General features: G+C 55.6%; 20 protein-coding genes, 4 tRNA genes and 7 pseudogenes. 5 read left to right on the forward strand and 26 right to left on the reverse strand.

Features of this window, described 5'->3' with window-relative positions; all coding sequences use genetic code 11:
* Positions 1-242: 242 nt before the first annotated feature.
* Positions 243-422 (reverse strand): annotated as a pseudogene (locus SOPEG_RS26965) (IS5/IS1182 family transposase); the annotation flags it as partial.
* Between the two features lie 72 nt (positions 423-494).
* Here SOPEG_RS26965 and SOPEG_RS01835 point away from each other — a divergent pair.
* On the forward strand, positions 495-1,733 hold the full coding sequence (locus tag SOPEG_RS01835; RefSeq protein ID WP_025244098.1) for an IS256-like element ISSoEn2 family transposase: 1,239 nt from the start codon (positions 495-497) through the stop codon (positions 1,731-1,733).
* 112 nt (positions 1,734-1,845) lie between these two features.
* Here SOPEG_RS01835 and SOPEG_RS23815 read toward each other — a convergent pair.
* From SOPEG_RS23815 to SOPEG_RS01845, 3 pseudogenes are all read right to left on the reverse strand, one after another.
* Positions 1,846-1,962, reverse strand: a pseudogene (locus SOPEG_RS23815) (PhoU domain-containing protein); the annotation flags it as partial.
* Positions 1,961-2,650: pseudogene (locus SOPEG_RS01840) on the reverse strand (phosphate ABC transporter ATP-binding protein); the annotation flags it as partial. The pseudogenes SOPEG_RS23815 and SOPEG_RS01840, both read right to left, overlap by 2 nt.
* A 38-nt stretch (positions 2,651-2,688) precedes the next feature.
* Positions 2,689-3,096 (reverse strand): annotated as a pseudogene (locus tag SOPEG_RS01845) (ABC transporter permease subunit); the annotation flags it as partial.
* A gap of 1 nt (position 3,097) precedes the next feature.
* Between SOPEG_RS01845 and SOPEG_RS26970 the strand changes: the two are divergent.
* Positions 3,098-3,310: pseudogene (locus tag SOPEG_RS26970) on the forward strand (IS5/IS1182 family transposase); the annotation flags it as partial.
* Positions 3,311-3,355: 45 nt separating this feature from the next.
* Here SOPEG_RS26970 and SOPEG_RS01855 read toward each other — a convergent pair.
* Positions 3,356-3,580 carry an NUDIX domain-containing protein gene (locus SOPEG_RS01855; protein WP_081742897.1) on the reverse strand — a complete coding sequence of 75 codons (225 nt, stop codon included), beginning with the start codon at positions 3,578-3,580 and terminating at the stop codon, positions 3,356-3,358.
* 2 nt (positions 3,581-3,582) lie between these two features.
* Positions 3,583-3,897 (reverse strand): DegT/DnrJ/EryC1/StrS family aminotransferase, encoded by a 315-nt coding sequence (locus tag SOPEG_RS01860; RefSeq protein ID WP_038468070.1) that lies wholly within the window; start codon positions 3,895-3,897, stop codon positions 3,583-3,585.
* A gap of 79 nt (positions 3,898-3,976) precedes the next feature.
* On the opposite strand from SOPEG_RS01860, the gene SOPEG_RS01865 reads away from it, so the two are divergent.
* Complete coding sequence (locus SOPEG_RS01865; protein ID WP_025243834.1) at positions 3,977-4,900, forward strand: IS5-like element ISSoEn1 family transposase; 924 nt, start codon at positions 3,977-3,979, stop codon at positions 4,898-4,900.
* Here the strand turns inward: SOPEG_RS01865 and SOPEG_RS01870 are convergent.
* From SOPEG_RS01870 to wecA, 18 genes and pseudogenes are all read right to left on the reverse strand, one after another.
* Positions 4,893-5,831: a DegT/DnrJ/EryC1/StrS family aminotransferase gene (locus SOPEG_RS01870; protein ID WP_025244101.1), complete on the reverse strand. Its 939-nt coding sequence runs from the start codon at positions 5,829-5,831 to the stop codon at positions 4,893-4,895. The genes SOPEG_RS01865 and SOPEG_RS01870 overlap by 8 nt on opposite strands.
* Positions 5,828-6,826: pseudogene (locus tag SOPEG_RS01875) on the reverse strand (NAD-dependent epimerase/dehydratase family protein). The gene SOPEG_RS01870 and the pseudogene SOPEG_RS01875 overlap by 4 nt, the downstream one beginning before the upstream one ends.
* Before the next feature lie 773 nt (positions 6,827-7,599).
* Positions 7,600-7,676 (reverse strand) — tRNA-Pro (locus SOPEG_RS01885).
* 81 nt (positions 7,677-7,757) lie between these two features.
* Positions 7,758-7,844, reverse strand: a tRNA-Leu gene (locus SOPEG_RS01890).
* A gap of 14 nt (positions 7,845-7,858) precedes the next feature.
* A tRNA-His gene (locus SOPEG_RS01895) sits at positions 7,859-7,934 on the reverse strand.
* Between the two features lie 61 nt (positions 7,935-7,995).
* Positions 7,996-8,072 (reverse strand) — tRNA-Arg (locus SOPEG_RS01900).
* A 128-nt stretch (positions 8,073-8,200) separates the two neighbouring features.
* Positions 8,201-8,941 (reverse strand): lipopolysaccharide N-acetylmannosaminouronosyltransferase, encoded by a 741-nt coding sequence (gene wecG, locus SOPEG_RS01905; RefSeq protein WP_025244104.1) that lies wholly within the window; start codon positions 8,939-8,941, stop codon positions 8,201-8,203.
* Entirely contained in the window at positions 8,941-10,317 is a 1,377-nt protein-coding gene (gene wzyE, locus SOPEG_RS29050) for an ECA oligosaccharide polymerase (protein ID WP_025244105.1), read from the reverse strand. The genes wecG and wzyE overlap by 1 nt, the downstream gene beginning before the upstream one ends.
* A gap of 39 nt (positions 10,318-10,356) precedes the next feature.
* Positions 10,357-11,400: pseudogene (locus tag SOPEG_RS29055) on the reverse strand (TDP-N-acetylfucosamine:lipid II N-acetylfucosaminyltransferase); the annotation flags it as partial.
* Entirely contained in the window at positions 11,397-12,647 is a 1,251-nt protein-coding gene (wzxE, locus tag SOPEG_RS01915) for a lipid III flippase WzxE (RefSeq protein ID WP_025244106.1), read from the reverse strand. The gene wzxE and the pseudogene SOPEG_RS29055, both read right to left, overlap by 4 nt.
* Before the next feature lies 1 nt (position 12,648).
* Positions 12,649-13,770, reverse strand: coding sequence for a dTDP-4-amino-4,6-dideoxygalactose transaminase (rffA, locus tag SOPEG_RS01920; protein WP_025244107.1), 1,122 nt, complete (start codon positions 13,768-13,770; stop codon positions 12,649-12,651).
* Positions 13,757-14,500: a dTDP-4-amino-4,6-dideoxy-D-galactose acyltransferase gene (gene rffC / locus SOPEG_RS01925; RefSeq protein ID WP_025244108.1), complete on the reverse strand. Its 744-nt coding sequence runs from the start codon at positions 14,498-14,500 to the stop codon at positions 13,757-13,759. Before rffC ends, rffA begins: the two co-directional genes overlap by 14 nt.
* Positions 14,478-15,359: a glucose-1-phosphate thymidylyltransferase RfbA gene (rfbA, locus tag SOPEG_RS01930; RefSeq protein ID WP_025244109.1), complete on the reverse strand. Its 882-nt coding sequence runs from the start codon at positions 15,357-15,359 to the stop codon at positions 14,478-14,480. The genes rffC and rfbA overlap by 23 nt, the downstream gene beginning before the upstream one ends.
* Positions 15,360-15,373: 14 nt before the next feature.
* Entirely contained in the window at positions 15,374-16,447 is a 1,074-nt protein-coding gene (gene rfbB / locus SOPEG_RS01935) for a dTDP-glucose 4,6-dehydratase (protein ID WP_025244110.1), read from the reverse strand.
* Complete coding sequence (gene wecC / locus SOPEG_RS01940; protein WP_025244111.1) at positions 16,444-17,706, reverse strand: UDP-N-acetyl-D-mannosamine dehydrogenase; 1,263 nt, start codon at positions 17,704-17,706, stop codon at positions 16,444-16,446. The genes rfbB and wecC overlap by 4 nt, the downstream gene beginning before the upstream one ends.
* Before the next feature lie 4 nt (positions 17,707-17,710).
* A complete protein-coding gene (gene wecB, locus SOPEG_RS01945) occupies positions 17,711-18,835 on the reverse strand; it encodes a non-hydrolyzing UDP-N-acetylglucosamine 2-epimerase (RefSeq protein WP_025244112.1) in 1,125 nt (374 codons plus the stop codon).
* Positions 18,836-18,941: 106 nt separating this feature from the next.
* Positions 18,942-19,994, reverse strand: coding sequence for an ECA polysaccharide chain length modulation protein (gene wzzE, locus SOPEG_RS01950; RefSeq protein ID WP_025244113.1), 1,053 nt, complete (start codon positions 19,992-19,994; stop codon positions 18,942-18,944).
* Between the two features lie 19 nt (positions 19,995-20,013).
* Complete coding sequence (wecA, locus tag SOPEG_RS01955; protein ID WP_025244114.1) at positions 20,014-21,108, reverse strand: UDP-N-acetylglucosamine--undecaprenyl-phosphate N-acetylglucosaminephosphotransferase; 1,095 nt, start codon at positions 21,106-21,108, stop codon at positions 20,014-20,016.
* Between the two features lie 34 nt (positions 21,109-21,142).
* Between wecA and SOPEG_RS28150 the strand changes: the two genes are divergently transcribed.
* Positions 21,143-21,358 (forward strand): hypothetical protein, encoded by a 216-nt coding sequence (locus SOPEG_RS28150; protein ID WP_158382314.1) that lies wholly within the window; start codon positions 21,143-21,145, stop codon positions 21,356-21,358.
* A 29-nt stretch (positions 21,359-21,387) separates the two neighbouring features.
* Here SOPEG_RS28150 and rho read toward each other — a convergent pair whose 3' ends face one another.
* Entirely contained in the window at positions 21,388-22,647 is a 1,260-nt protein-coding gene (gene rho / locus SOPEG_RS01960; RefSeq protein ID WP_025244115.1) for a transcription termination factor Rho, read from the reverse strand.
* 391 nt (positions 22,648-23,038) lie between these two features.
* Entirely contained in the window at positions 23,039-23,365 is a 327-nt protein-coding gene (gene trxA, locus SOPEG_RS01965; RefSeq protein ID WP_025244116.1) for a thioredoxin TrxA, read from the reverse strand.
* Between the two features lie 117 nt (positions 23,366-23,482).
* On the opposite strand from trxA, the gene rhlB reads away from it, so the two are divergent.
* Entirely contained in the window at positions 23,483-24,751 is a 1,269-nt protein-coding gene (rhlB, locus tag SOPEG_RS01970; RefSeq protein ID WP_025244117.1) for an ATP-dependent RNA helicase RhlB, read from the forward strand.
* Positions 24,752-24,755 lie beyond the last annotated feature (4 nt).

The following is a 24,755-nucleotide window of genomic DNA, read 5'->3' on the forward strand; positions in this document are numbered from 1 at the left end:
CGGGGTTTTCTTTATGTACTATCTTTTTCTATTCTGTGCAGCCCACTATTTTTGACGGTATATTTGACGGTACTGATTTTTATGAAGTACTCTAAGGCCGTTCAATGGATCGTATTTTTATCAAAATTGAGCCATTTTGACGGTACATAAACGGTACCGGAGGGACTGCTATCTTATGCTTACAGACGCTTTGTTGAATAAATCCGAAATTTGTGACGACTTCCTCCCTATCAGGGCGATTGTTACATGATGCGGACGCTGTTTGGCATTCCTAACAGTGTGATCCGGTTAAGTGCTTTAACCATTGCCATAGCCTCACCTACCTGCGCGTCATAGTCATGCAGACTCAGATGACCACCCAGAAGTGTTTTAAACCGGAACATGGCCGTTTCAGCCAGTGAACGCCGGTGATAACCTACTTTGAGCCTGTTTAGAAATTTGTGTATTTGCCTGATTTTGATATGTTCAATCCAACATCAAAAACAGGTTAATTTATGGACGAAAAACAGTTGCAGGCTCTGGCTAACGAACTGGCCAAAAATCTCAAAACCCCTGAAGATCTCAGTCACTTCGATCGGCTGCTGAAAAAAATCAGCGTCGAAGCAGCTCTCAATGCCGAAATGACCCATCACCTCGGCTACGATAAAAATCAGCCTAAACCGGGGACCAACGCCCGCAACGGCTATTCCACAAAAACCGTTACCACTGGCGATGGCCCGCTGGCGCTGCGTACTCCGCGCGATCGTGACGGTTCCTTTGAACCGCAACTGGTGAAGAAGAACCAGACCCGGATTACCGGGATGGATAACCAGATTTTATCGTTGTACGCCAAAGGGATGACCACCCGCGAGATCGCCGCCGCGTTCAAAGAGCTGTATGACGCCTATGTCTCGCCGGCGCTGGTTTCAAAGGTCACCGATGCGGTCATGGAGCAGGTTGTTGAATGGCAAAACCGGCCTCTGGATGCAGTCTATCCCATTGTTTATCTTGACTGTATCGTTCTAAAAGTCCGGCAGGACAGCCGCATCATCAACAAATCTGTGTTCCTGGCGCTGGGCATCAACATCGAAGGCCAGAAAGAGTTGCTAGGTATGTGGCTGGCCGAAAATGAAGGCGCAAAGTTCTGGCTGAACGTGCTGACAGAGCTGAAAAACCGCGGCCTGAACGATATCCTTATCGCCTGCGTAGACGGGCTGAAAGGTTTCCCTGACACTATTAACGCGGTGTATCCGGAGGCGCGGCTCCAGCTGTGTATCGTGCATATGGTGCGCAACAGCCTGCGGTTCGTCTCCTGGAAGGACTACAAGGCCGTCACCCGCGACCTGAAAGCTATCTATCAGGCCCCTACGGAAGAAGCCGGCTTGCAGGCGCTGGAAGCATTCTCCAGTGCCTGGGACATCCGCTACCCGCAAATAAGTCGAAGCTGGCAGGCAAACTGGGCCAATCTGGCCACGTTCTTTGCCTACCCAACGGACATCCGCAAGGTGATCTACACGACCAACGCCATCGAGTCGTTAAACAGCGTGATCCGGCATGCCATCAAAAAGCGCAAGGTGTTCCCGACCGACGACGCAGTGAAAAAGGTGGTGTGGCTGGCGATACAGGCGGCCTCACAGAAATGGACAATGCCTTTGAGGGACTGGCGCATGGCAATGAGCCGCTTTATTATCGAGTTCGGTGAACGCCTGGACGGTCACCGAAGAGCCTGTTTAGAAATTTGTGTATTTGCCTGATTTTGATATGTTCAATCCAACATCAAAAACAGGTTAATTTATAGACGAAAAACAGTTGCAGGCTCTGGCTAACGAACTGGCCAAAAATCTCAAAACCCCTGAAGATCTCAGTCACTTCGATCATATTCACCCTGGCATCGCCCGCGATCACGCGCCGGGCCAGCTCTCCGTCCTGGTTATGCATGGCGCTGATGGCGTCGGTCAACTGCTGTTCCACCAGCCCGCCCATCGCCCAAGTACATAAACACCGTGTAATCGGAGCAGCGCGCCGCCTGTTGCATATTATGCGTTACGATGACCAGCGTATAGTCGGTTTTCAGTTCGGAAATCAGTTCCTCGATACGCCCGGTCGAAATCGGATCCAGCGCCGAACAGGGCTCATCCAGCAGCAACACATCAGGACGGATAGCGATACCGCGCGCGATGCAAAGACGCTGCTGCTGGCCTCCCGAGAGGCTATAACCGCTTTGATGCAGCTTGTCGCGCGTTTCGTTCCACAGCGCCGCCTTGGTCTGTGACCATTGCACCCGTTCATCCATCTCCGCGCTAGAGAGTTTCTCGAATAACCGTACGCCGAAGGCGATATTGTCATAAATCGACATCGGGAAGAGCGTTGGCTTTTGAAAGACCATTCCCACCCGGGCGCGCAACAGCGACACATCGCCGGTATCGGCCAGAATATTTTGGCCGTCGAGCATGATTTCACCCTGCGCACGCTGCTCGGGATAAAGCTGATACATTTTATTGGACGTGCGCAACAGCGTGGATTTACCGCCGCCGGACGGCCCGATAAATGCCGTGACCTGATTACGTTTAATATTGAGGCTGATGTTCTTCAGCGCATGATATTTACCGTAATAAAAATTGAGATCCCTGACCTGCAGCTTACTGTCACCGGCGGGGTGAATCGGGTTCATACTTCTCTCCTGCCCTCGGCGACAACCGCCGACGGCGCTTAATGGTTTTTCCTGGCAAACACCGTCCGGGCGATAATATTCAGCAGCAGCACGCACAGGGTAATGATCAATACCCCGGCCCAGGCCAACTGTTGCCATTCCACAAACGGACTCATGGCAAATTTGAAAATCGTGACCGGTAGATTAACGATAGGCTGCATTAGGTCGGTGCTCCAGAATTGATTGGACAACGACGTAAACAACAGCGGCGCGATTTCGCCGGCGATGCGCGCCACCGCCAGCAGCACCCCGGTCAAAATGCCGGACAAGGAGGCTTTCATGGTGATGGCGGAAATCATTTTCCACTTCGGGGTACTCAACGCGTAAGCCGCTTCGCGCAGCGTATCGGGAACCAGGCGCATCATATTCTCGGTGGTGCGGATTACGATCGGAACCTGCAACAGCGCCCATCTGAGCGGCAATAACGATACCTGGAAAAAGAAAGTAGGTTATCACCGGCGTTCACTGGCTGAAACGGCCATGTTCCGGTTTAAAACACTTCTGGGTGGTCATCTGAGTCTGCATGACTATGACGCGCAGGTAGGTGAGGCAATGGCAATGGTTAAAGCACTTAACCGGATCACACTGTTAGGAATGCCAAACAGCGTCCGCATCATGTAACAATCGCCCTGATAGGGAGGAAGTCGTCACAAATTTCGGATTTATTCAACAAAGCGCCGTCAGTCCCGTTTCTTCCAACACTTCGCGTCGCGCGGTCTCTTCTAATGACTCACCCAGCTCAAGCAACCCTTCCGGCAAACCTCGATAGCCATTCAATCTTTGTTGTAATAAAATATCGCCTCTTTCATCCAGAATGATGACATTCGACCCCGCCAATAATAAAGGCCGGTGACCGATCATGGCTCTTATGTCTTTTACATATCTGCTCATTATCAACTTCCGTCAATGTAATTTGCAATTCGGTGCGCTTGGCGCTGTATTTTCGCTATTGCTGATGATATTACCGCAATATCATTCAATGGCAATAAAGGATAGATAGGTAGACAAAAAATAGTTGCAGCGATATTTTCACTCACGGGCAATACGGTTGCGTTGAATTCCTTATAGGCTTTCATTTTATGTACCACGGGAAAGAAATAGCGCCTTGTTGGTATGCCCTCGGCACATAAAGCTGCCTCCAAAACGTCCCTATCACAGCCAAAAAGTTGTTTATCCACCTGGATAGAAAAATCCTTATAGGTACTCACAACAGGCTTTGTTGAATAAATCGAACTTTTAGGTGACTGGCGGCTCTGATCACTACATTCGTTTCAACATCAGGTCCCCATGGCAAAGCAAAAGTTTAAAATCACCAACTGGCCCGCATATAACAATGCGCTCAGGCAGCGGGGGGACCTGACAGTATGGCTTGATGAGTCAGCCATTGCTGCATGGACTGAGAGTACACCACCTGAACATCGTGGCCGGCCGCTTCACTACACCGATATGGCCATTACCACGGTTCTGATGATAAAGCGCGTGTTTAACCTTTCGCTCCGGGCGTTACAGGGTTTCGTTGACTCGATTTTTAAACTGATGGGGCTGTCGCTGCGCTGCCCAGATTACTCTCTGGTCAGCCGGCGAGCAAAAACCGTCGACATCAGCATAAAAACGCCAACCCGCGGCGAAATCTCACACCTGGTCATCGATGGCACCGGCCTGAAAATCTTCGGCGAAGGCGAATGGAAAGTCAGGCAGCATGGGGCTGAGAGGCGCAGAGTATGGCGCAAGCTTCATCTGGCAGTAGATAGCGCGACACATGAAATTATCTGTGCCGATTTATCGCTAAGCGGTACGACAGATGCGCAGGCGCTGCCCGGGCTGATTAACCAAACCCACCGGAAAATCAGGGAAGCGTCGGCTGACAGTGCTTACGATACGCGTTACTGTCATGATGCTCTGCTGAGGAAAAAAATAAAGCCGCTTATCCCACCGCGAAGTGGTGCGCAATATTGGCCAGCTCGATACCATGAGCGTAACCATGCGGTGGCAAATCAGCATCTGAGCGGCAATAACGATACCTGGAAAAAGAAAGTAGGTTATCACCGGCGTTCACTGGCTGAAACGGCCATGTTCCGGTTTAAAATACTTCTGGGTGGTCATCTGAGTCTGCATGACTATGACGCGCAGGTAGGTGAGGCTATGGCAATGGTCAAAGCGCTTAACCGGATCACGTTGTTAGGAATGCCAAACAGCGTCCGCATCATGTAACAATCGCCCTGATAGGGAGGAAGTCGTCACAAATTTCGGATTTATTCAACAAAGCGCTCACAACATTGTTAGGGATATGCTGTAGGCTGATACCGGGAACCGATTTCAATCTCTGCGTATAGGCATTAGCGGCTGCATTGTGTAATCTGATATTTTCCGGCAATAAATCGAACGAAGTGACCCCCATCAGACAGCTTATTTCGTTAAGTCGTCCATTCGTGCCTACATAGGTACAATCATAATCGCCTAGATTGCCATACTCTCGATACGTTCTCAATCTTTGCGCTAACACCGCGTCGCGGGTAAAGATTAGTCCACCCTCACCAGTAACCAGCGTTTTCATTGGGGTGGTGCTGAATACTTCAGCGTCACCGAAACGACCAATCTTGATGTTATCCAATGTAGATCCCATGCCGTGGGCCGCATCGAATATGAGCTTGATATTATGTGCTTTAGCTAGCTTTTCGAGCGCCAGGCAATCCGCAGGCACACCAAAGACATGGACCGCAAGTATCGCTTCAGTCTGGTTGGTTATTTTTTGCGCGAGAGCGCTAATGCTTATATTATATGTATCCGGACAGCAATCAACAAACACCGGTTTAGCCCCGGTTTGTACAATCGCATTAGCAGATGCACAAAATGTAAACGACGGCACCAAGACGTCCCCCGTTATGCCAAGCGCTTGCAAGGTAAGCGTCAGGCCAATGGTCGCCGACGATACCGCAACGACATTCATTTGTGCGTCCTCGCTATACGCTTTTGCCTTGTCTTCGTATGCCTGTAAATATTTCTCTTTGGTAAGCATTCCGGAGGCTAAAATTTCCGCTATGCTCTCTTTTATAGTCGCAATAGAAGGAATATAAGGTTTCAAGAAGGGTATTCCTTGCGAATAGGCTTTCACCCCATACAGAATAGCGGGTTTACCTTTCATGGCAGCCCCCTGACGATCAGGTTATGTTCCAGGGTTTTAACATTGCTGTATATGTTTAAGTTAGGGTCAGGAATTAAATGGCTTTTCACCAGCATCTCGATCTCCTTTATGCCTTTCTTAAGGTCATGCTCAGCAGCAAACCCTAACTTATTCCTGATACTTGCAAAGGCCACTTTATAACTTCGATTATCTGTAATGGATGCGTCACTTTTCACGACAATGCCCGGTATGCAGGAGCAGATCACCTTTCCCAGCCCAGACAGGTTAATGTTTAGTTTGTCATCACCGACATTGTAAATATCCCCGCTGATTTTTTCGTTTGGCACTGCCAAAGCGATTGCTATGGCTCGAGCCACATCTCTGCAATGGATAAACGGCCGCCATTGTTGCCCGCCATGAATGATGCATTCCCTTCTGTTAACCGCATTAGCGGTCATACCATTGACGGCTAAATCAAACCGCATTCTCCTTGAGGCGCCAAAGACGGTTGCGAACCTGCATATCGTGACGGCCATATCCTCTTTGTAAGCCTGGGCGATGGCCTCACCCTGGATTTTTGTTTCTGAATAATAGTCCACTGGATTCAGCTTTGACCGCTCAGTAAAAACATCCTCGCCATAACCGTACACGCTACAGCTTGAGGCAAAGAGAATATGTTTGACCTTTTCTTTTGCCGCCACGTCGAATAGCTTTTGGGTCGCGACCACGTTGACTTCGTTACAAATTTCCTTGTCAAAAGATCACGCCGGATTACCGACAATCCCGGCCAGATGAACAATTTTGTCAATATTGACGACCGCCTTTCGGAGATGCGCGGTAACCTGAATGTCCCCTTGTTGCATCTCGAAATGGCTTAACCCATAAAAGGGGCGTAACCCGGACATCCCGAAGGTTCCATTATCAATAACGCGAACCCTATGTCCCTGAGAAAGAAGGAGTTCAACTAGATGTGTATCAATATAGCCCGCTCCGCCTGTAACGAGAATCCTTTCCATATTCTTTTCTCCCTGTACATTGGTCTACTGACCCTGCCTGCGTTAGCAGCGATATTCACTTTCTCTACGGCTAACATCAGTGCCATCATTTATTCATAAATGATATTAATAAACTTTGTATAATTAAGTAATTTTAAATTCTGCGTTCAACTAAGAAAATAATAAACCTGATAATGTTTTATACTATTATAGCATGCCATGTTTACGTTGATATGTGATGCGCTTCTTATTTTTAATTAAGCAATAACCTTTTTTGCACATTTTTATCTTTATTACTAAAACACGTAAATTCATGGCTTTTTATTTATTAAGGCTTATTATTGATTTCACTACAACATAAAACGCCGCTCTTTTTACAGCAACAATTACGGGGATCGGGTTTTCAGCGTCTCATTTCTGTCTTTATAAGTGAAAGCTGATTCGCTTTTGCTGGCTTAAGACCATTATGCAAACAGGTCATTTTAGCGGGATTTATTCCCCTCATCCTCACAAAGAAACCGTGGTACATCGCTGTTGGTAAAGACAAGGTGATGTCGTGTCATAACGCACGGCCCTTTTGAGAACGTTTAATCCTGTCTTCACCGCAGTGCTGGCGGCATGAAGAGCCTTAGCATTCCCGCCTCCGATCGCGGTTCCACAGGAGTCAACATCAAAACAGGGCTGAGCAGCGGGAGCATGAGGGCATGGGGGCAAAAAAAACAGCAAATCATCATGACTTGCTGTTGTCTTTTACGACCTTGTCTGGATATCGCGCAACAAGATTTTTGAGAATATGGTCGGCGAGAGAGGATTCGAACCTCCGACCCACTGGCCCCAAACCAGTTGCGCTACCAAGCTGCGCTACTCGCCGAGGTGATACGCCGCGTAGGCCTCTGGAACAAACTCAAGCGGGGTGCCAACGGGCAGGTAATGCTGACAAAATTCAAGGATGTGGTGCGAAGAGAGGGACTTGAACCCTCACGTCCGTTAAGACACTAGCACCTGAAGCTAGCGCGTCTACCAATTCCGCCACCTTCGCATGCCCACTGATAATGGGGTGACTGATGGGACTCGAACCCACGACAACTGGAATCACAATCCAGGGCTCTACCAACTGAGCTACAATCACCATTACTGATTACTATCGCAACGCAGCATAGGACTTACCACGACTCTACGCACAAACGTGATGGTGCGCCCGACAGGATTCGAACCTGAGACCTCTGCCTCCGGAGGGCAGCGCTCTATCCAGCTGAGCTACGGGCGCGTAGCGCCGTTGCGGGTGGGGATAGTACGGATTTACGCGCCGGCTGTCTAGTGGTTTTTCAAAGAAATGATGCGTTTGGTTACCCTTTGCTCACTTGCGTCGCCGCCCTGCCCTTCCCCCTTCGCCCGCTATAGGCGTCCGCTGATATGATAGCCCAAGTAACGCAGAAGTTTAAGCTGACGCTGCAGGCGCGACGGCTGGCTTAACAGCCGGCAAAGCCACTCCAGCCCCAAATCCTGCCACACCTTGGGCGCGCGCTTGACGTGGCCGGTAAACACGTCATAAGTGCCCCCTACGCCCATATACAGCGCCACGGGATATACCCGCCGGCATGCCTGCATCAATTGCTCCTGGCGCGGCGAACCCATGGCAACAGTGACGATAGCGGCCCCGCTGGCGCGGATGCGTTCTATCAGCGCCGGTTGCGCGTCGGCGGTGAAATAGCCGTCTTGCCGGCCGACGATGTTCACATTCCAGCGCGCGCGCAGCTGCGCTTCGGTCTGCATCAGCACCACCGGACGGCCGCCCAGCAAAAATACCGACACGCCTTCCCTGCCGGCGCGCGCCATGAGATCTTCCCATAAATCCGCGCCCGCGATACGGCTTACCTCGGCATGGCGATATTTGCGGCGAATGGAACGTACGATGCTGATGCCGTCGGCATACTTATATTCCGCTTCGTCAAGCAGCTGTTTCAGCGCCGCATCTCGCTCGGCTCTCAGGACTTTTTCAGCGTTAATCGCCACCAGGGTGCCGGTTTTCAGCCGTCCGCCGGCAAACAAATAATCGATAAATTCCTCCCGGTCGCGAAACCCCCAGAGGGCCAGGCCACGAATTTGATAATGGGGAACCCCGTCGTTATTATGCATTATATTCTTCCCATGGGGGGTAATCGGTTACGGCACGGCGGGTGGCCGTTCAATCTGGCGCTGCGCGGCCGTATCAGCTCCGCGTGACGGAACAGCAAGAACAACAGTTTAGCTGCGATTAAACACAGCCCGAACACCTGGCAGAAAAACACCACCCGTGATACAAACGCATCCAATCCTTCACGCGCCAGGACTATCATGTTGAATACCGCACCAAAACAAAAGGATTGCAAGAACGAGGCGCGGTAGCGATCGCCCGCCGCCGTGCCGCGCTCATAGAGCGTGTCGAACCCCTTGATGATAAGCCCGACCACGATAGCGCCCAGCGGGATGAACCCGACGCCGCCCATCACAATCAGCGAACCGATAAGCGTGGGTGAAATCGCCAGGCCTGAATGGTTGTTCAGCACTTCCCAGGTAAAATAATTCGCCGTATTCAGCACCAGCGAAGGCCGATCCGGCCACAGCCAGCCGGGAATGAAGACATAAAAATCACGAACGATAGGTGCTAGACCCTGAAAATCTATGTGTCCATAGTTTTGCAGCAGCAGCGCCAGGTTTTCCCAGGGCGAGAAGGTGTCGCGCGTTAGATAGAGAAAAGTATAGAACGCTTCATCGCCGCTGACATTCAGCCCGTAGCGTTTCAACGCCAGCCAGAACATGCCCGCGATCGCCACTACGCCGGCGCCCGCCAGCATCCACAAGGTGATCCAGCCGCGCTGGATACCGATGAACAAAAACAGCGCGAAGGCAATAATGATATTGGCGCGCGTGCCGCCCACCACGATATAGGTGAAAATACCGAAGGCAACCGTGGCGATAAGAAAGATTATCCAGCTGCGCCGGGTAGGGTTCAGGAAATAGATCAGCAGCATTGCGGGAATGAAGAAATAAAAAAAACGCTTTAGCGCGACGCCGTAGACATCGCTGGAAAAGATCTGGCTATAGGCATGCAACCGGAACAGCAAAAAACCGTTATGGATGAAAAACACCATCACCGTTGCCACGGCGATGAGCGCCAGCAGCAGCCACAGTAAATGGATCTCGGTACGGCTGATGCTGAACCAGGGCGGCCGCGGGCCGCGCGGGCGGGCGAACAACCGGGTTCTGTAGCTGACATAGTAGATGCCATAGAAGGCGGTCGCCGCCAGCAGCGATTCCAGCAGGTTTTCCACCGGCACCACCTCGACGCCATAGCGGTACACCAGCAGACAAGTAAAGGGAAAACCGAGATAGAACGTCAGCAGGTATAACACCGAAAAGAAAACATTGAAATTAAACCTGACCCGCCGGAATTCCTGGTAGATTAGTGACAGAACCAGCGCCAACGACAGCAAATAGACCACCAGCAGGCCGCCGAACTGCGCCAGCGTCATAGCGGTACCCCCGCGGCAATGGACAACGCCTGACGCCCAGCCATACAGGATATTCGGGTAGAAAAAGGCGATACGCGCCGGATCCTGCGCCAGCATGCGCCGCTGCGTTTCGCGGATAAGGGCGGGGTCGAGCGAGTCCTCCTCATACAGCACCGGCACCTGCTGCGCGACCAAATCCTGGCAGAACGGATTGTGCCGGCTAAGTACGAATGGCAGGCCCAACTGAATCAGCAGGCTCAGCGTGCCGATGCCCTGCTGGCGCTGGAAGAGGAAATAGCCAGCGTCGCATTCCTGCAACAGCGCGAGATAATCGTTAAAGGCCAGCGGTTCGGTGAGGATCCGCACCTGTCCCTCGGGGAAGCAGCGCTCGCTTTCCGCGCGCACCGTGGCGATATAGGTATCGTTGCCGGCGGGATAGCCCATCGGCACGATGATCTTGACCGCGCTGCCGAATTGATGATGAATGGCGCGCAGCGCCTGGCAATGGCGGTTGGAGGGATCCCCGGAATTGCCCACCAGCAGCGTTAGCGGCCGGTTGCCTACCTCCGCTGGCGCCACCCGCACGATATCCGCGGCCAGCCGGGTAGGGAAATAGAGCAGCGAAGCCGGCACCGACGGATGCCGCTGGCGATAGCAGGCCAGATCGCCGCGGGTGGCGAAGACATGACCGACCCGCCCCTGGGCACGGCGGCGCAGCAAATAGAACAGCCGGTGGCGCAGGCGGCGCGATTCCTCATACAGATCCGCGCCCCATACGTGCCAGCTTATACGCGCAGGGCAGATTTTGCCCGCCAGCATCGCCAGCCAGAGCGAGGGATTGAATTGGCCGTGCAGAAAATAACGTTCGTCCGGCGCCGCGGCGGCGCGGTGCACCAGCGCTTTGGTCAGTGCCCGCTTACTGTCAAAACGCTCGATATCCAGCTGATCGTAGCCGGAAAATGGCGCGCCGTCCGGGGCGACCACCATAAATCGCCGGGTCTGCGCCGGCGGGTAGATTGCCGCCAGCGTATCATTGAAGAAACGCAGCACCGTCAGATTATGATGGGGGATATCGGATCCCAGCACATGTATCAAATTGCTCATTTTTTCCTGAGATAAAGTAGGAATACACCGCTGCACAGCGCGAAATAAACGATATAGGTGGCCATATAGGCCTGGGTCGCGCCCAGCGCGCCGTGGCGCGGAATAAGCCAATGGGAAAAGCCGGTCAGCAGCACAAACTGACTTATTTCAGCCAAGAGATAAACGCGCAGCACGGCACGGGCCACCACCAGGTAGCCAAAAACATAGGCGCCCACCTTCAGGACATCCCCCACCAGTTGCCAGGCAAACAGCCCGCTCATGGCGCTGAATTCGGCGGAAAACAACAGCCGGATCGCTACGTCCCGCAATAGCCAAAGCGTCAGGCTGACCGTCGCCACCGCCGGCAGCACAAAGCGCAGCGCACGCGCGATTTCACGCGCTACCGACCGCTTATCATTTAATCGTGACAGCGTGGGCAATAAATAAATGGTAAACGAGGCGGTGATAAACTGCAAATAGGAGTCCGAAATACTGCTGACGCCCTGCCAAATCCCCACCGCCGCCCAACCCTCCGTACGGGCCAGCAAATTACGCATCATCACATAGGCCACCGGCAGGGTCACCGCGGTGATAAGCGCCATGACGGTGAACTTGGCCAGCAGCGCGGCATAGCCGCCGTCCCAGGCGGGCAGCAAGAATGAGAGCGGCAGATGGCGCTGGTAGCACAACATGAACAGCACCGGCAGCAGCGCCATCGCCGGCAACAGCGCCAGCCCGGCCAGAGCGCCCGCATAGCCGCCCAGCCGGTAGCAGACAAAAAAGGCGGCGACGCCAAGCAGGCTGCCGACACTGATGGCTAACGCATTGCCGGTGGCGTCCCGATACCCTTTTAAAATCGCCAGCCCCAGGTTGGCGCAGGCGATCCCCAGCTGGATAACCGCCAGCGCCACGACGGCATCCCGATACCGCTCATGGCCGAACAGAGCGCGGCTGACCGGATCGGCGGCAAAAACAAACACCGCCGCCAGCAGCAGCGAGGAAGCAAGGACCATCGCCGAGCCGGTGCCCAGCGCCGCGCGCAGCCGATCCGGTTGATGCTGATGCTGCGCTACCAGTTTGGTCATTCCGTTGAAGATGCCAGCGCCGGACAGGACGCCCAGCACCGTGACCAATTGGCGAAAATTCCCCGCCTGCCCCACGCCGTCGGGACCGAACGCCACCGCCAGCACCTTCACCACCAGCAGACCGGAGCCGATTTTGATAAGCGTGGATAGCGCGGTCCAGACGGATGCGTTCGCCAGCGACATATCAGTTGAAGTAGCCGTATATCGCGTCAATGACGCGCTGCTGATCGTCGTCGCTCAGATTGTAAAACAGCGGCAAACGCACCAGGCGCTGACTTTCGCGCTGAGTATGGCGATCGCTGCCGTGGAACCGACCAAAGCGGCGCCCCGCCGGGCTATCGTGCAGCGGAATGTAATGAAAGACGGACAAGATATCCGCCGCTTTCAAATGGCGGATGAAACCGTCGCGATCGTCGATATCCCGCAACTTGACATAGAACATGTGGGCATTGTGCAAACAGGTGGCCGGCACCGTCGGCAGCGTCAAACCGTCCAACGACGCCAGCGCAGACGCGTAACAATGCCACAGCGCCAGGCGCCGTTGATTGATGATGTCCGCCGCCTCCAGCTGTGCCCATAGATAGGCGGCCTGAATATCCGCCATGAGATAGCTGGAACCAATATCGCGCCAGGTATACTTATCCACCTGTCCACGGAAAAATTGGCTGCGGTTGGTGCCCTTTTCGCGGACGATTTCCGCCCGCTCAACGAGGGCCGCATCGTTAATGAGCGTCGCGCCGCCCTCACCGCCGGCGGTATAGTTTTTGGTTTCGTGGAAACTAAAGCAGCCGATATGGCCGAGAGTGCCGAGGGCGCGCCCTTTATACGTCGCCATGACCCCCTGCGCGGCGTCTTCCACCACCCACAAGCGGTGCCGCTCGGCGATCGCCATGATGGTATCCATTTCACAGGCCACGCCGGCATAATGAACCGGCACGATAGCGCGGGTTTTGGGCGTGATCGCCACTTCTATCAGCGCCTCATCCATGTTCATCGTGTCCTGGCGGATATCGACGAAGACAATCGTCGCGCCGCGCAGCACAAAGGCGTTGGCGGTGGACACGAAGGTATAGCTCGGCATAATTACTTCATCGCCGGGGCGGATATCCAGCAGAATAGCCGCCATCTCCAGCGAGGCGGTGCAGGAAGGCGTCAGCAACACCTTCGCGCTGCCGAAACGCTGCTGGAGCCAGTGTTGGCAGCGCTGGGTAAACCCGCCGTCGCCGCACAGCTTGCCGCTGCCCATCGCGGTCTGCATAAAGCCCAATTCGGTGCCGACCACCGGTGGCGCGTTAAATGGAATCATGAGGTTCTCGGTATAACCAATGCGCGGCATGCACTACCCGTGCGCCGCTCGCCAAATAAAGCCGCAGCGCCGGCAGGTTGGCGGTTTGCGTCGCCACCCACAATTGTCGGAAGCCGCGGCTGCGGCACCAGCCCAGCGCCGCGCGGCACAGCAATTTGCCCGTGCCGCGACCGCGGGCGGCGGGAGACACCGCCAGCAGGCCGATACGCGCCGCGTGCCCCCCGATATCCCGGAGCGTTACCAGCCCCGAAATATCGTCGGGCTCCTGCGCCACCAGGCAGAGGTGATCAAAACTGCCCCGTACGGCGTTTTCCACCCACTGCGCGTAAAAGCGCTGGCGCTCTTCGTCGCTGAACCACGGCGCCCGAAAGCGGCTTTGCACCAACGTCTGCGCCGCCAGCACGCGCAGCGCGGAAATATCCGCCTCCCCCGCCAGCCGCATTTCCGCCGCCGGCAGCGCCGCAGCACCCGCGACCGGCGCGCCGCCGGCGCAGGCCGGCAGGGTATAACAGCAGTCCATTTCGCCTTCCACCGGCCGAAAACCGATGGCGCTAAGCGCATCCATTTGTGCCGTGGCCTGCGCCGCCACTTTCGCCTGCACCAGCGCAAATCCCGTCAGCGCCGACGGGGTCAAACGCGGCGCGGCGTCGTCAAACACGACGCGGCCCAGGCGGCGGCCGAAAAACTCGCTCTCCCAGGCCAGGAGGTCAATACTGGCGCGGGCGGACATGGAGCAGATCCATCAAGTATTGGCCATAGCCGGTTTTCGCCAGCGCCTGCGCCGCTCGCCGCGCACCGTCATCATCGAGCCAGCCGTTGCGCCAGCCGATTTCTTCCAGGCAGGCGATTTTAAACCCCTGGCGCTTCTCGACCGTCTGCACAAAGGTACTGGCCTCTATCAGGCTGTCATGGGTGCCGGTATCCAACCATGCGAAACCGCGCCCCAGCAGCTCGACGTGCAGCCCGCCCTGCTCCAGATACATCTGGTTTATCGAGGTAATCTCCAGCTCTCCGCGCGCCGAAGGCGTAACCCGTCTCGCGAACTCTACCACCTGGCGATCATAGAAATAGAGACCGGTTACCGCCCAGCGGGAGCGGGGATGGGCCGGTTTTTCCTCCAGCGCGACGGCGCGGAAATCGTCATCGAACGCCACCACGCCGAACCGCTCGGGATCCATCACCTGATAGGCGAACAGCGTCGCGCCCTGCTCGCGCGCGGCCACCTGCCGCAGTTTGGGGCTAAAGCCCTGACCAAAATAGATATTGTCGCCAAGCACCAGACAGCAGCGGTCGTCGCCGATAAAGCTTTCGCCAATCAGAAACGCCTGCGCTATCCCCTCGGAACTGGGCTGGGCGGCATAGGTCAGACGAATACCGAACGCCTCGCCCGCGCCGAGCAGCCGCTTGAATAACGGCATTTCTTCCGGGGTGGTGATAATCAGGATGTCGCGGATCCCCGCCAGCATCAGCACCGACAGCGGATAATAGATCATCGGTTTGTCGTACACGGGCAACAGTTGTTTGGAAATCCCGCGGGTGATCGGATAGAGGCGGCTGCCGCTGCCGCCCGCCAGAACGATACCTTTCATCTGTCCTCCTCGCCTTACTGGCCCGGCCCGAGGCCGAGACGCTCGCCGCGATAGCTACCGTCCAGCACCCGCTGCCACCATTCATGATGGGTTAAATACCACTGCACGGTCTTGGCCATCCCGCTGTCGAAGGTTTCCTGCGGCCGCCAACCCAATTCGCGCGCAATTTTACCGGCGTCAATCGCATAACGCCGGTCGTGCCCCGGCCGGTCTTCGACCTGCGTGATGAGCTGCCTGAACGCGACGACGCCGGGGGGATGAGGCGCGCCGGCCTGCTCCAACAGCCCGCACAGCGCTTCTACTACGTCGATGTTGCGCCGCTCGTTATGGCCGCCGATGACATAAGTCTCACCGGGGCGGCCGCGGGTCACCACCTGATAGAGGGCGCGGGCATGATCCTCCACATACAGCCAGTCGCGGATCTGACCGCCGTCGCCGTACACCGGCAGCGGTTTACCCGCCAAGGCGTTGATAATCATCAACGGGATCAGCTTTTCCGGGAAGTGATAGGGGCCATAATTATTGGAACAATTCGTCACCAGCACCGGCAGGCCGTAGGTGCGCATCCAGGCGCGCGCCAGGTGGTCGCTGGCGGCTTTCGAGGCGGAGTAGGGACTACTGGGCGCATAAGGCGAGCTTTCGTTAAACTGGCTACCGTCATTGGGCAGATCGCCGTACACTTCATCGGTGGAGACATGGTGAAAGCGAAAGGCGGCGCGCGCGGCCGTAGGCAAGGTCTGCCAATACCCGCGGGCCGCTTCCAGCAGAATCGAGGTCCCGGTGATGTTGGTATCGATAAACGCCGCCGGGCCGTCAATGGAGCGATCGACATGGCTCTCCGCCGCCAGATGCATGATGGCATCCGGCTGGAACTCCGCGAGCAGCTGCGCCATTGTCGGGCCGTCACCGATATCGGCGCGGGCAAAACGATAATGGGGATGGTCGGCGACGGGCGCCAGCGAGTCCAAATTGCCGGCATAGGTCAGTTTATCCACCACTAACACCCGATCCGCGGTGGCGCCGAGAATATAGCGTACCAGCGCCGAGCCGATAAACCCCGCACCGCCGGTAATCAGCAGGCATCTCATCGCCAGACTCCGCGCGTATCCACCACCCAGCGCTGACGGATGGCGGAAGGCGCGAGGGCGCGGAATTGGCGATGATCCACCAGCATAACCAGAACATCGGCCGTCGCCAGCGCCTGGTCCCTGTCCGCCAGAGTGACCAATCCGTCCAACGAGGCCGGCAGCGCGTCGACATTCGGCTCCACCGCCAACGTCTGGCCGCGATGCCAACGGGCGATGAGCTCGGTCACATGCAGCGCCGGGCTTTCACGCAGGTCGTCGATATCCGGTTTAAACGCCAGCCCGAAGCAAGCGATGGTCACATCGCTACTGCCGCGCCCGCTGTCGTTAAGGCAGTCCGCCACCGCCGCCTTCACTTTTTCCACCACCCAATCGGGTTTGTCGTCATTCACCTGGCGCGCGGTGCGGATAAGCCGCGCCGGCGCCGGATTCTGGGCCACGATAAACCACGGATCCACCGCGATGCAATGGCCACCGACGCCCGGTCCCGGCTGCAAAATATTGACCCGCGGATGGCGATTGGCCAGCGCTATCAGCTCCCAGACGTTGATTTGCTGTTCCGCGCAGATGACCGACAGCTCATTGGCGAAGGCAATGTTCACATCGCGGAAGCTATTCTCGGTCAGCTTACACATTTCGGCGGTGCGGGCATTGGTCACCACGCACTCTCCTTCCAGGAAGATGCGATACAGCTCGGCGGCGCGCGCCGAGCAGCGCGGCGTCATGCCGCCGATCACCCGGTCATTTTTAATCAGCTCCACCATGATCTTGCCGGGCAGCACCCGCTCCGGGCAATAGGCGATATTGATATCCGCCGCCTCTCCCGCCTGGTGCGGGAAGGTCAGATCGGGACGCGCGGCCGCCAGCCAGCCGGCCATCTGTTCAGTTGTTCCCACCGGCGACGTGGACTCAAGGATTACCAGACATCCCGGCTCTAAAACCGGCACCAGCGATAACGCCGCCGCCTTGACATAGCTCAGATCCGGTTCATGGTCATCCTGAAAGGGTGTCGGTACGGCGATGAGGAACGCGTCCGCCGGCTGCGGCTGGCTCACCGCCCGCAGCAGACCCTGGCGCACGGCATCGGTCACAACCCGGTCCAAATCCGGTTCAATGATGTGTATTGCGCCGCGGTTAATGGTGTCTACCGCATACTGGTTTGTGTCTACGCCTATCACCCGTTTGCGGCGCGAGGCAAACGCCGCGGCGGTGGGCAGACCGATATACCCCAGTCCAATAACGGAAATTGTGTCAAAATTCATGGATTCACCTGCTATCTTTTTTTAATACCGTGATAATCCGCTCACAGGCATGGCCATCGCCGTAGGGGTTATGCGCCCGGCTCATCCGTTGATACGCCTGGGCATCATTGAGCAACTGCGATACCGCCTGGTGAATCGCCTGCTCATCCGTCCCTACCAGCCGCACGGTGCCGGCCGCCACCGCCTCCGGCCGCTCGGTGGTATCGCGCATCACCAGCACCGCTTTCCCCAACGAGGGAGCTTCTTCCTGGATCCCGCCGGAATCTGTCAGAATAATCGTGGCTCGATTCATTAAATAAACGAACGGCAAATAGTCCTGTGGATCAATGAGTTTTATATTGGCGATACCGCTCAGCATACGGTTTACCGGTTCGCTAACGTTAGGATTAAGATGCACTGGATAGACCACCTGCACGTCGGGGTGATCAAGCGCAATACGCGCCAGCGCGGCGCAAATGCGCTTGAAACCGTCGCCAAAGCTCTCGCGGCGATGGCCGGTGACCAATATCATCTTCTGCACACCGTCGAGAAACGCGTAACGCTCATCCAAGCTGGCGCGCAGCCCGGCATTACTCATTACCCGGTCCCACACCCAAAATAGCGCGTCAATCACCGTATTGCCGGTCACCGCGATGCGCGCCGCCGGCAGCCCTTCCGCCAGCAAATTGGCGCGGGCATTGTCGGTGGGTGCGAAATGCCAGCGGGCCAGGTGGCCGGTCAATTTACGATTCGCCTCCTCCGGCCAGGGAGAGGACAGATCGCCGGTGCGCAGGCCCGCTTCCACATGGCCCACGGGGATATGTTGATAAAACGCCGCCAGACTGGCGGCCAGGGTGGTGGTGGTATCGCCATGCACCAGCACCACGTCTGGACGGAAGTCGTCTAGGACGGGCTGCATGCCGGTCAATATGCGGCTGGTTATCTCGCCAAGGCCCTGCGCCGGGCGCATGATATCCAAATCGTAATCGGGCACGATCGCAAACAGGCGCAACACCTGATCCAGCATCTCGCGATGTTGGGCCGTCACGCAGACGCGGGTCTCGAAGGCCGGATCAGCGGCCAGGGCCAGAACCAGCGGCGCCATTTTGATGGCTTCCGGCCGTGTGCCAAAGACGACTAACACTTTCACAACAGTTCCCTTTATTCTGAGCAAAGCCGGCAACGGCTTGGAATACATTCGGCCGCGCGGCTAACGGCAGCGGACTATTCCGACAGTTTAATGCCTGTCAGCGGCATTAACGACGGCGCGCCAGCGCGACGCCCGCGCCCAGCAGCATACCTACGGCTCCCCACAGCACAAGCAGGAACAGGCGGCGTGGCTTATCGCGTTTTACCGGCTCTTCAGGGGTCCTCAAATAACGGTAGGTCTTAAAGCTCTTGTTTAAAACCGGCCCTACATTGAGGGTAGTCAACATCGCGCGGTTTTGGTCGTAATCGGTATCATAGGCCGGTCCGGCCGCCTGCAGAGCGTCCAAACGTGCCTGCAGGAGCGGGTGGCCCAACAGGAACATTTCGGATTGCGGCAAATTCTCGGCGGCGACGTCGGTTCGGCTGCGGTCGATACCCTGCGTGAGCGCCAGTTTCAACGCCTGATTAAGCTGTTGCTGCTCGCGCTGATATACCGCCGCGGCCACCGCCTCCTGCCGCTTCACCTGCGCTTTGAGCGAGACGGTGCGCGCGGCCCAGGCGGCCATAACATCCTCATTGAGATGGTTGGCCGCGCGCTGGTTGGCGAAATCCACATAGCGACGCAGCAGCTGATTGGCGTCCGGCGCGGTTTCCGCCACCAGCCGCGCGCTGTCGGGCAGTTTTTTCACCTCGTCGCGCGGCAGGAACTGAATGGCGTTAATCAACTCATCCAGCAGCACCGCGTCGGCGTGGGCGTCGCCCTTTTTGCGCGTTTGATAATAGGGGCTGGCGAGCCAGAAATCCCAGCGGGTGTCGTAGGATGCGAGTTGGCGCAAGAATTCCTGATACGCTTCATCGGCAATCGAGGGGGTGTCAGAGGTCGGCAGCGCGGTATTTTTCACATCCAAATTGCGCAAAAACTGCTGCTGGGAGAAGTAGCCGCCCTGTACATTCATCGTCGGTTTGTCGGTAATGGCGATGGCGGTCCACTCCTGGCGCGCCACGAAGGAGTATATAAGCGCGCCCAGCGCAAACGCGAGCGCATAGGCGATGACGGTAACCTTGCCGCGCCACAGGACGCATAGCAGACCGCGCAAGTCCAGTTCATTGTCGATAGCCTGTCCCCGGCCGGCGGAGGAGGGTGAGCTAGCAGGTGTCATTTTCGTCCCGAATTTCCGTTTAAGGTGGTGTTTTTTTGTAGTGGCTAAGCCGTCGCTTGGTTCGCTTGACGAAGCGGGCGACCCGCCAGGCGCATTTCAGTACGTAGCCATACAGTAAAAACACCCCAATCCACAGCAACAACATGACCGACTCCGGCCAGCGCAGCCAGCGTTCCCCCGCCACGCCGAAGAACGCCAGTAGCGCGGCGGTGAGTGTAATAATGATAAACGCCTGGCGCGAGCTGAAACCCGCGCGCATGATCAGGTGGTGAATATGCTGCCGGTCGGGCGCAAACGGGCTCATGCCTTTGCGCATCCGGCGGTACATAATGGCTATCATATCCATCAGCGGCACGGCGATGATCCACAGGGCGGTCACGGGATTCATCGGGTGCCCCCAGCCCTGGGTGCTTTGCAGCAGCAGCCAGATAATCGTGAAGCCGATCATGGTGCTGCCGGCATCGCCCATAAACACTTTATAGCGTCGGCCGAACACCCCAAGGTTTAATAAAATATAGGGCAAAATGGCGGCGATCATGGCAAAACACCACAGCGCCAGGCCTGGATTATTGTCCAACGTGAGCAGGATGCCCATGGCGCCAAGAGACACGCAGGAGAGGCCGCCCAACAGGCCGTCGATACCGTCCACCATATTGAACGCGTTGATCGCCGCCCAGACGGCGAATAGCGTCACCAAATAGCCAAATGGCCCCAGCACCATTTCCCACGGCCCGAAAATGTAGCCCAGGCTATTAATAATATAGCGGCCGCTGAATACCATCATCGCCACCGCGACCAGCGCCTGGATAATGGCGCGCGCCACCACGCTGATATCGAACCGATCGTCAAGCGCGCCGGTCACGACCAGGACGCCCGCGCACATCAGGTACAGCGACACGTGGGGAATATAATGATCCGTATAGAGAAAGGCGAAGCAGATGCCGGCATAAATGGAAATACCGCCCACCAGAGGGATCTGCCCCTGGTGGCGTTTGCGGTAGTTGGGCTTGTCGACCAGGCCTATTTTTTTGGCAACCTTGCGCGCTAAAAACAAAAAGAGCAAAGAAAACAGAAAAATAGCAACAAAATCAGTACTCATATTGAGTATGTTCACAATAGAAAGCTCTCTGCATCCATCAGGTCGTTCAATGCGTCACCATGGTTTACGCCTCAACTCCGATGCCTTACTCGTCACTGAGTTTTGTGACAACGAAATAGGGTTTCTGTTATCTCTTTATGTTCCACCTGAATCTCCGTCAGGCGTGCAGATAGGATCAAAATCGCCCGGACAGGCACAGACGCGTGTAACCGGGCACACCAAAGATGTGACTATCCTAGCATTAGAAAAGAAAAACGCCACGTGAGAACGTGGCGCTACCCGAGTTTTTGTGACTTACGAACGTTTCATCATGTCGAAGAATTCATCGTTGGTTTTGGTCATCGCCAACTTGTTCATCAGGAATTCCATCGCATCAATTTCACCCATCGGGTGGATGATTTTACGCAAGATCCACATTTTCTGTAGCTCTTCCTGAGTGGTAAGTAATTCTTCTTTACGGGTCCCTGAGCGGTTGTAATCGATCGCCGGGAAAACACGTTTCTCGGCGATTTTACGCGACAGGTGCAATTCCATGTTGCCTGTGCCCTTGAACTCTTCGTAAATCACTTCGTCCATCTTCGAGCCGGTATCGATAAGCGCGGTGGCGATGATGGTCAGACTACCGCCCTCTTCCATATTACGCGCGGCGCCGAAGAAACGCTTCGGACGATGCAGGGCGTTGGCGTCGACACCGCCGGTCAATACCTTGCCGGAAGCGGGTACGACGGTGTTGTAGGCGCGCGCCAGGCGGGTAATGGAGTCCAGCAAGATAATAACGTCTTTCTTATGTTCAACCAGGCGCTTGGCTTTTTCTATCACCATTTCGGCGACCTGCACGTGGCGAGACGCCGGCTCGTCGAAGGTCGAAGCGATGACTTCGCCTTTCACCAAACGCTGCATCTCGGTCACTTCTTCCGGACGTTCGTCAATCAGCAGCACCATCAGCACGCAGTCGGGGTGATTATAGGCGATGCTTTGGGCGATATTTTGCAGCAGCATGGTTTTACCGGCTTTCGGCGGCGCCACGATCAGGCCACGCTGGCCGCGGCCAATAGGCGAGGCAAGATCCAGAACGCGCGCGGTCAAATCTTCGGTAGAGCCGTTACCGCGCTCCATGCGCAAACGCGAATTGGCGTGCAGCGGCGTCAGGTTTTCAAACAGGATCTTGTTGCGGGCGTTTTCCGGCTTGTCGTAGTTGACTTCGTTGACCTTCAGCAGCGCAAAGTAGCGCTCGCCCTCTTTCGGCGGACGGATCTTGCCGGAAATGGTGTCGCCGGTGCGCAGGTTAAAGCGGCGGATCTGGCTGGGGGAAACGTAAATATCATCGGGGCCGGCAAGGTAGGAACTGTCGCTGGAGCGGAGAAAACCGAATCCGTCCTGCAAAATTTCCAGCACGCCATCGCCGAAGATATCCTCGCCGCTCTTGGCATGCTGCTTGAGGATGTCGAAGATGATGTCTTGTTTACGCATGCGGGCCAGGTTTTCCAGCCCCATATTCTCGCCGAGGGTCACTAGCTCTGAAACCGGCGTATTTTTTAATTCGGTAAGGTTCATAATGGTGGGTTCTTAAACTCGGGGTATATCTCGAACTGATTTTGTGGATGGTATGGCATCGTAAAACCGTGCCTGTCTATGGCATTTAATCCCGGGAAATCCCGTTTGGGCTGATGAACAGCGACTCATGCAATATGAATAACAAGAAGACTGAGATTAAGAGTGCCTAACAACGGATTAATTTAAATCCCGCCTGCCTGACGCCCTCGTTGGTCACGTTTGGTACTTTCTTACAACGGGGTGCGGGCAAAGAGTAAAGCTCAGATTCAAACTACAGGTAAGATCACAATGCAGTGGACATAAACTTAGCATGGTTCTTGATGAGCGTCTAGCGGTCAATATGAGAAATGCTTATGAACGCCAGCGCCCAGAGGAAGATGCGCAATACCGCTTACAGATTTGCGTTAAGGAACTCTTTCAACTGTCCTTTGGACAGGGCGCCAACTTTGGTAGCTACCACTTCACCATCGCGGAACAGCAACAGGGTGGGAATACCGCGGATACCATACTTAGGTGCAGTGGCCGGATTTTCGTCGATGTTCAATTTAGCGATGGTCAGTTTGCCGTCGAATTCATCAGCGATTTCTGCCAGAATAGGCGCAATCATTTTACAAGGACCGCACCATTCGGCCCAGAAATCGACCAAAAACAGCCCTTTGGCCTGTAATACGTCCTTTTCGAAGCTGTCGTCACTCAGATGAATAATTTTATCGCTCATGTTTTACTCCACAGAATTATCGTTACCTGCCGTTGCAGCAATGACCAACAACAGGTTGACTTTATTTCACTGTATACACTTTCGTAATGCAATAGCTAACTGTTATTCTACCACACTATGAGCAAAACACACTTAACAGAAAAGAAGTTTTCCGACTTCGCCCTGCACCCGTTAATCGTTGAATCGCTTGATTCTAAAGGCGTTAACAATTGTACGCCCATTCAAGCGCTGACTTTGCCCATTACGCTTGCGGGCAAAGACGTCGCGGGCCAGGCGCAAACCGGTACCGGCAAAACGCTGGCCTTTCTAACGGCCACGTTTCATCATTTACTCACCCACCCTGCCGCCGAGGGGCGTCAAACCAATCAGCCGCGCGCGTTGATTATGGCGCCTACCCGCGAGCTGGCGGTGCAAATCCATTCCGATGCCGAACCATTAGCCCAGGCGACCGGCCTGAAAATGGGGCTGGCCTACGGCGGCGATGGTTATGATAAACAGCTGAATGTGCTGGAAGCTGGGGTCGACATCCTGGTGGGCACCACCGGCAGGCTGATTGACTACACCAAACAGAATTACGTCAATATGGGCGCCATTCAGGTGGTGGTGCTGGACGAGGCCGATCGGATGTTCGACCTCGGCTTTATCAAAGATATCTGCTGGCTGTTCCGCCGGATGCCCGCCGCCGCTGAACGGCTGAACATGCTGTTTTCCGCCACCCTCTCTTATCGGGTGCGCGAGCTGGCGTTCGAGCATATGAATAACGCCGAGTATGTTGAAGTGGAGCCGCTGCAGAAAACGGGCCACCGCATACAAGAGGAGCTGTTTTATCCTTCTAATGAAGAAAAAATGCGCCTGCTGCAAACCCTGGTCGAGGAAGAATGGCCCGACCGGTGTATCATTTTCGCCAATACCAAGCACCGCTGTGAGGATATCTGGGGCCACCTGGCCGCTGACGGTCATCGCGTCGGGCTGCTGACCGGCGATGTCTCGCAGAAGCGGCGCCTGCGCATCTTAGAAGAGTTTACCCAGGGCGCGCTCGATATCCTGGTGGCGACGGACGTGGCCGCCCGCGGACTGCATATTCCCTCTGTGACCCACGTCTTCAATTATGATCTGCCGGACGACTGCGAAGATTACGTCCACCGTATCGGCCGGACCGGCCGTGCCGGCGAGAGCGGTTGTTCCATCAGCCTGGCGTGTGAAGAATATGCATTGAATCTTACCGCGATAGAAAGCTATATTGGCCATCAGATCCCCGTTAGTAAATACAACAGCGACGCGCTGCTGACCGACCTGCCCGCGCCAAAACGGTTGACCCGCCCCCGCACCGGCAGTGGTCCTCGGCGCAGCGGCGCGCCGCTCCATAACCGTAAACGTCCGGGCTAAACGC

It is taken from the genome of Candidatus Sodalis pierantonius str. SOPE, from assembly GCF_000517405.1.
Lineage (GTDB): Bacteria > Pseudomonadota > Gammaproteobacteria > Enterobacterales > Enterobacteriaceae > Sodalis_C > Sodalis_C pierantonii.

What these genes read in the sequence shown, in the direction of transcription:
- SOPEG_RS01865 (WP_025243834.1), top strand. Translation starts at nt 3,977, where the DNA reads ATGGCAAAGCAAAAGTTTAAAATCACCAACTGGCCCGCATATAACAAT.
- wzyE (WP_025244105.1), bottom strand. Translation starts at nt 10,317, where the DNA reads ATGACGCTGGCGCAGTTCGGCGGCCTGCTGGTGGTCTATTTGCTGTCG.
- rfbB (WP_025244110.1), bottom strand. Translation starts at nt 16,447, where the DNA reads ATGAGATGCCTGCTGATTACCGGCGGTGCGGGGTTTATCGGCTCGGCG.
- rhlB (WP_025244117.1), top strand. Translation starts at nt 23,483, where the DNA reads ATGAGCAAAACACACTTAACAGAAAAGAAGTTTTCCGACTTCGCCCTG.
- wecG (WP_025244104.1), bottom strand. Translation starts at nt 8,941, where the DNA reads ATGCATAATAACGACGGGGTTCCCCATTATCAAATTCGTGGCCTGGCC.
- SOPEG_RS28150 (WP_158382314.1), top strand. Translation starts at nt 21,143, where the DNA reads ATGCGTCACCATGGTTTACGCCTCAACTCCGATGCCTTACTCGTCACT.
- SOPEG_RS01855 (WP_081742897.1), bottom strand. Translation starts at nt 3,580, where the DNA reads ATGAGCAGATATGTAAAAGACATAAGAGCCATGATCGGTCACCGGCCT.
- wecC (WP_025244111.1), bottom strand. Translation starts at nt 17,706, where the DNA reads ATGAATTTTGACACAATTTCCGTTATTGGACTGGGGTATATCGGTCTG.
- wzxE (WP_025244106.1), bottom strand. Translation starts at nt 12,647, where the DNA reads ATGTCGCTGGCGAACGCATCCGTCTGGACCGCGCTATCCACGCTTATC.
- trxA (WP_025244116.1), bottom strand. Translation starts at nt 23,365, where the DNA reads ATGAGCGATAAAATTATTCATCTGAGTGACGACAGCTTCGAAAAGGAC.
- rfbA (WP_025244109.1), bottom strand. Translation starts at nt 15,359, where the DNA reads ATGAAAGGTATCGTTCTGGCGGGCGGCAGCGGCAGCCGCCTCTATCCG.
- wzzE (WP_025244113.1), bottom strand. Translation starts at nt 19,994, where the DNA reads ATGACACCTGCTAGCTCACCCTCCTCCGCCGGCCGGGGACAGGCTATC.
- rffC (WP_025244108.1), bottom strand. Translation starts at nt 14,500, where the DNA reads ATGTCCGCCCGCGCCAGTATTGACCTCCTGGCCTGGGAGAGCGAGTTT.
- rho (WP_025244115.1), bottom strand. Translation starts at nt 22,647, where the DNA reads ATGAACCTTACCGAATTAAAAAATACGCCGGTTTCAGAGCTAGTGACC.
- rffA (WP_025244107.1), bottom strand. Translation starts at nt 13,770, where the DNA reads ATGATTCCATTTAACGCGCCACCGGTGGTCGGCACCGAATTGGGCTTT.
- SOPEG_RS01835 (WP_025244098.1), top strand. Translation starts at nt 495, where the DNA reads ATGGACGAAAAACAGTTGCAGGCTCTGGCTAACGAACTGGCCAAAAAT.
- SOPEG_RS01870 (WP_025244101.1), bottom strand. Translation starts at nt 5,831, where the DNA reads ATGAAAGGTAAACCCGCTATTCTGTATGGGGTGAAAGCCTATTCGCAA.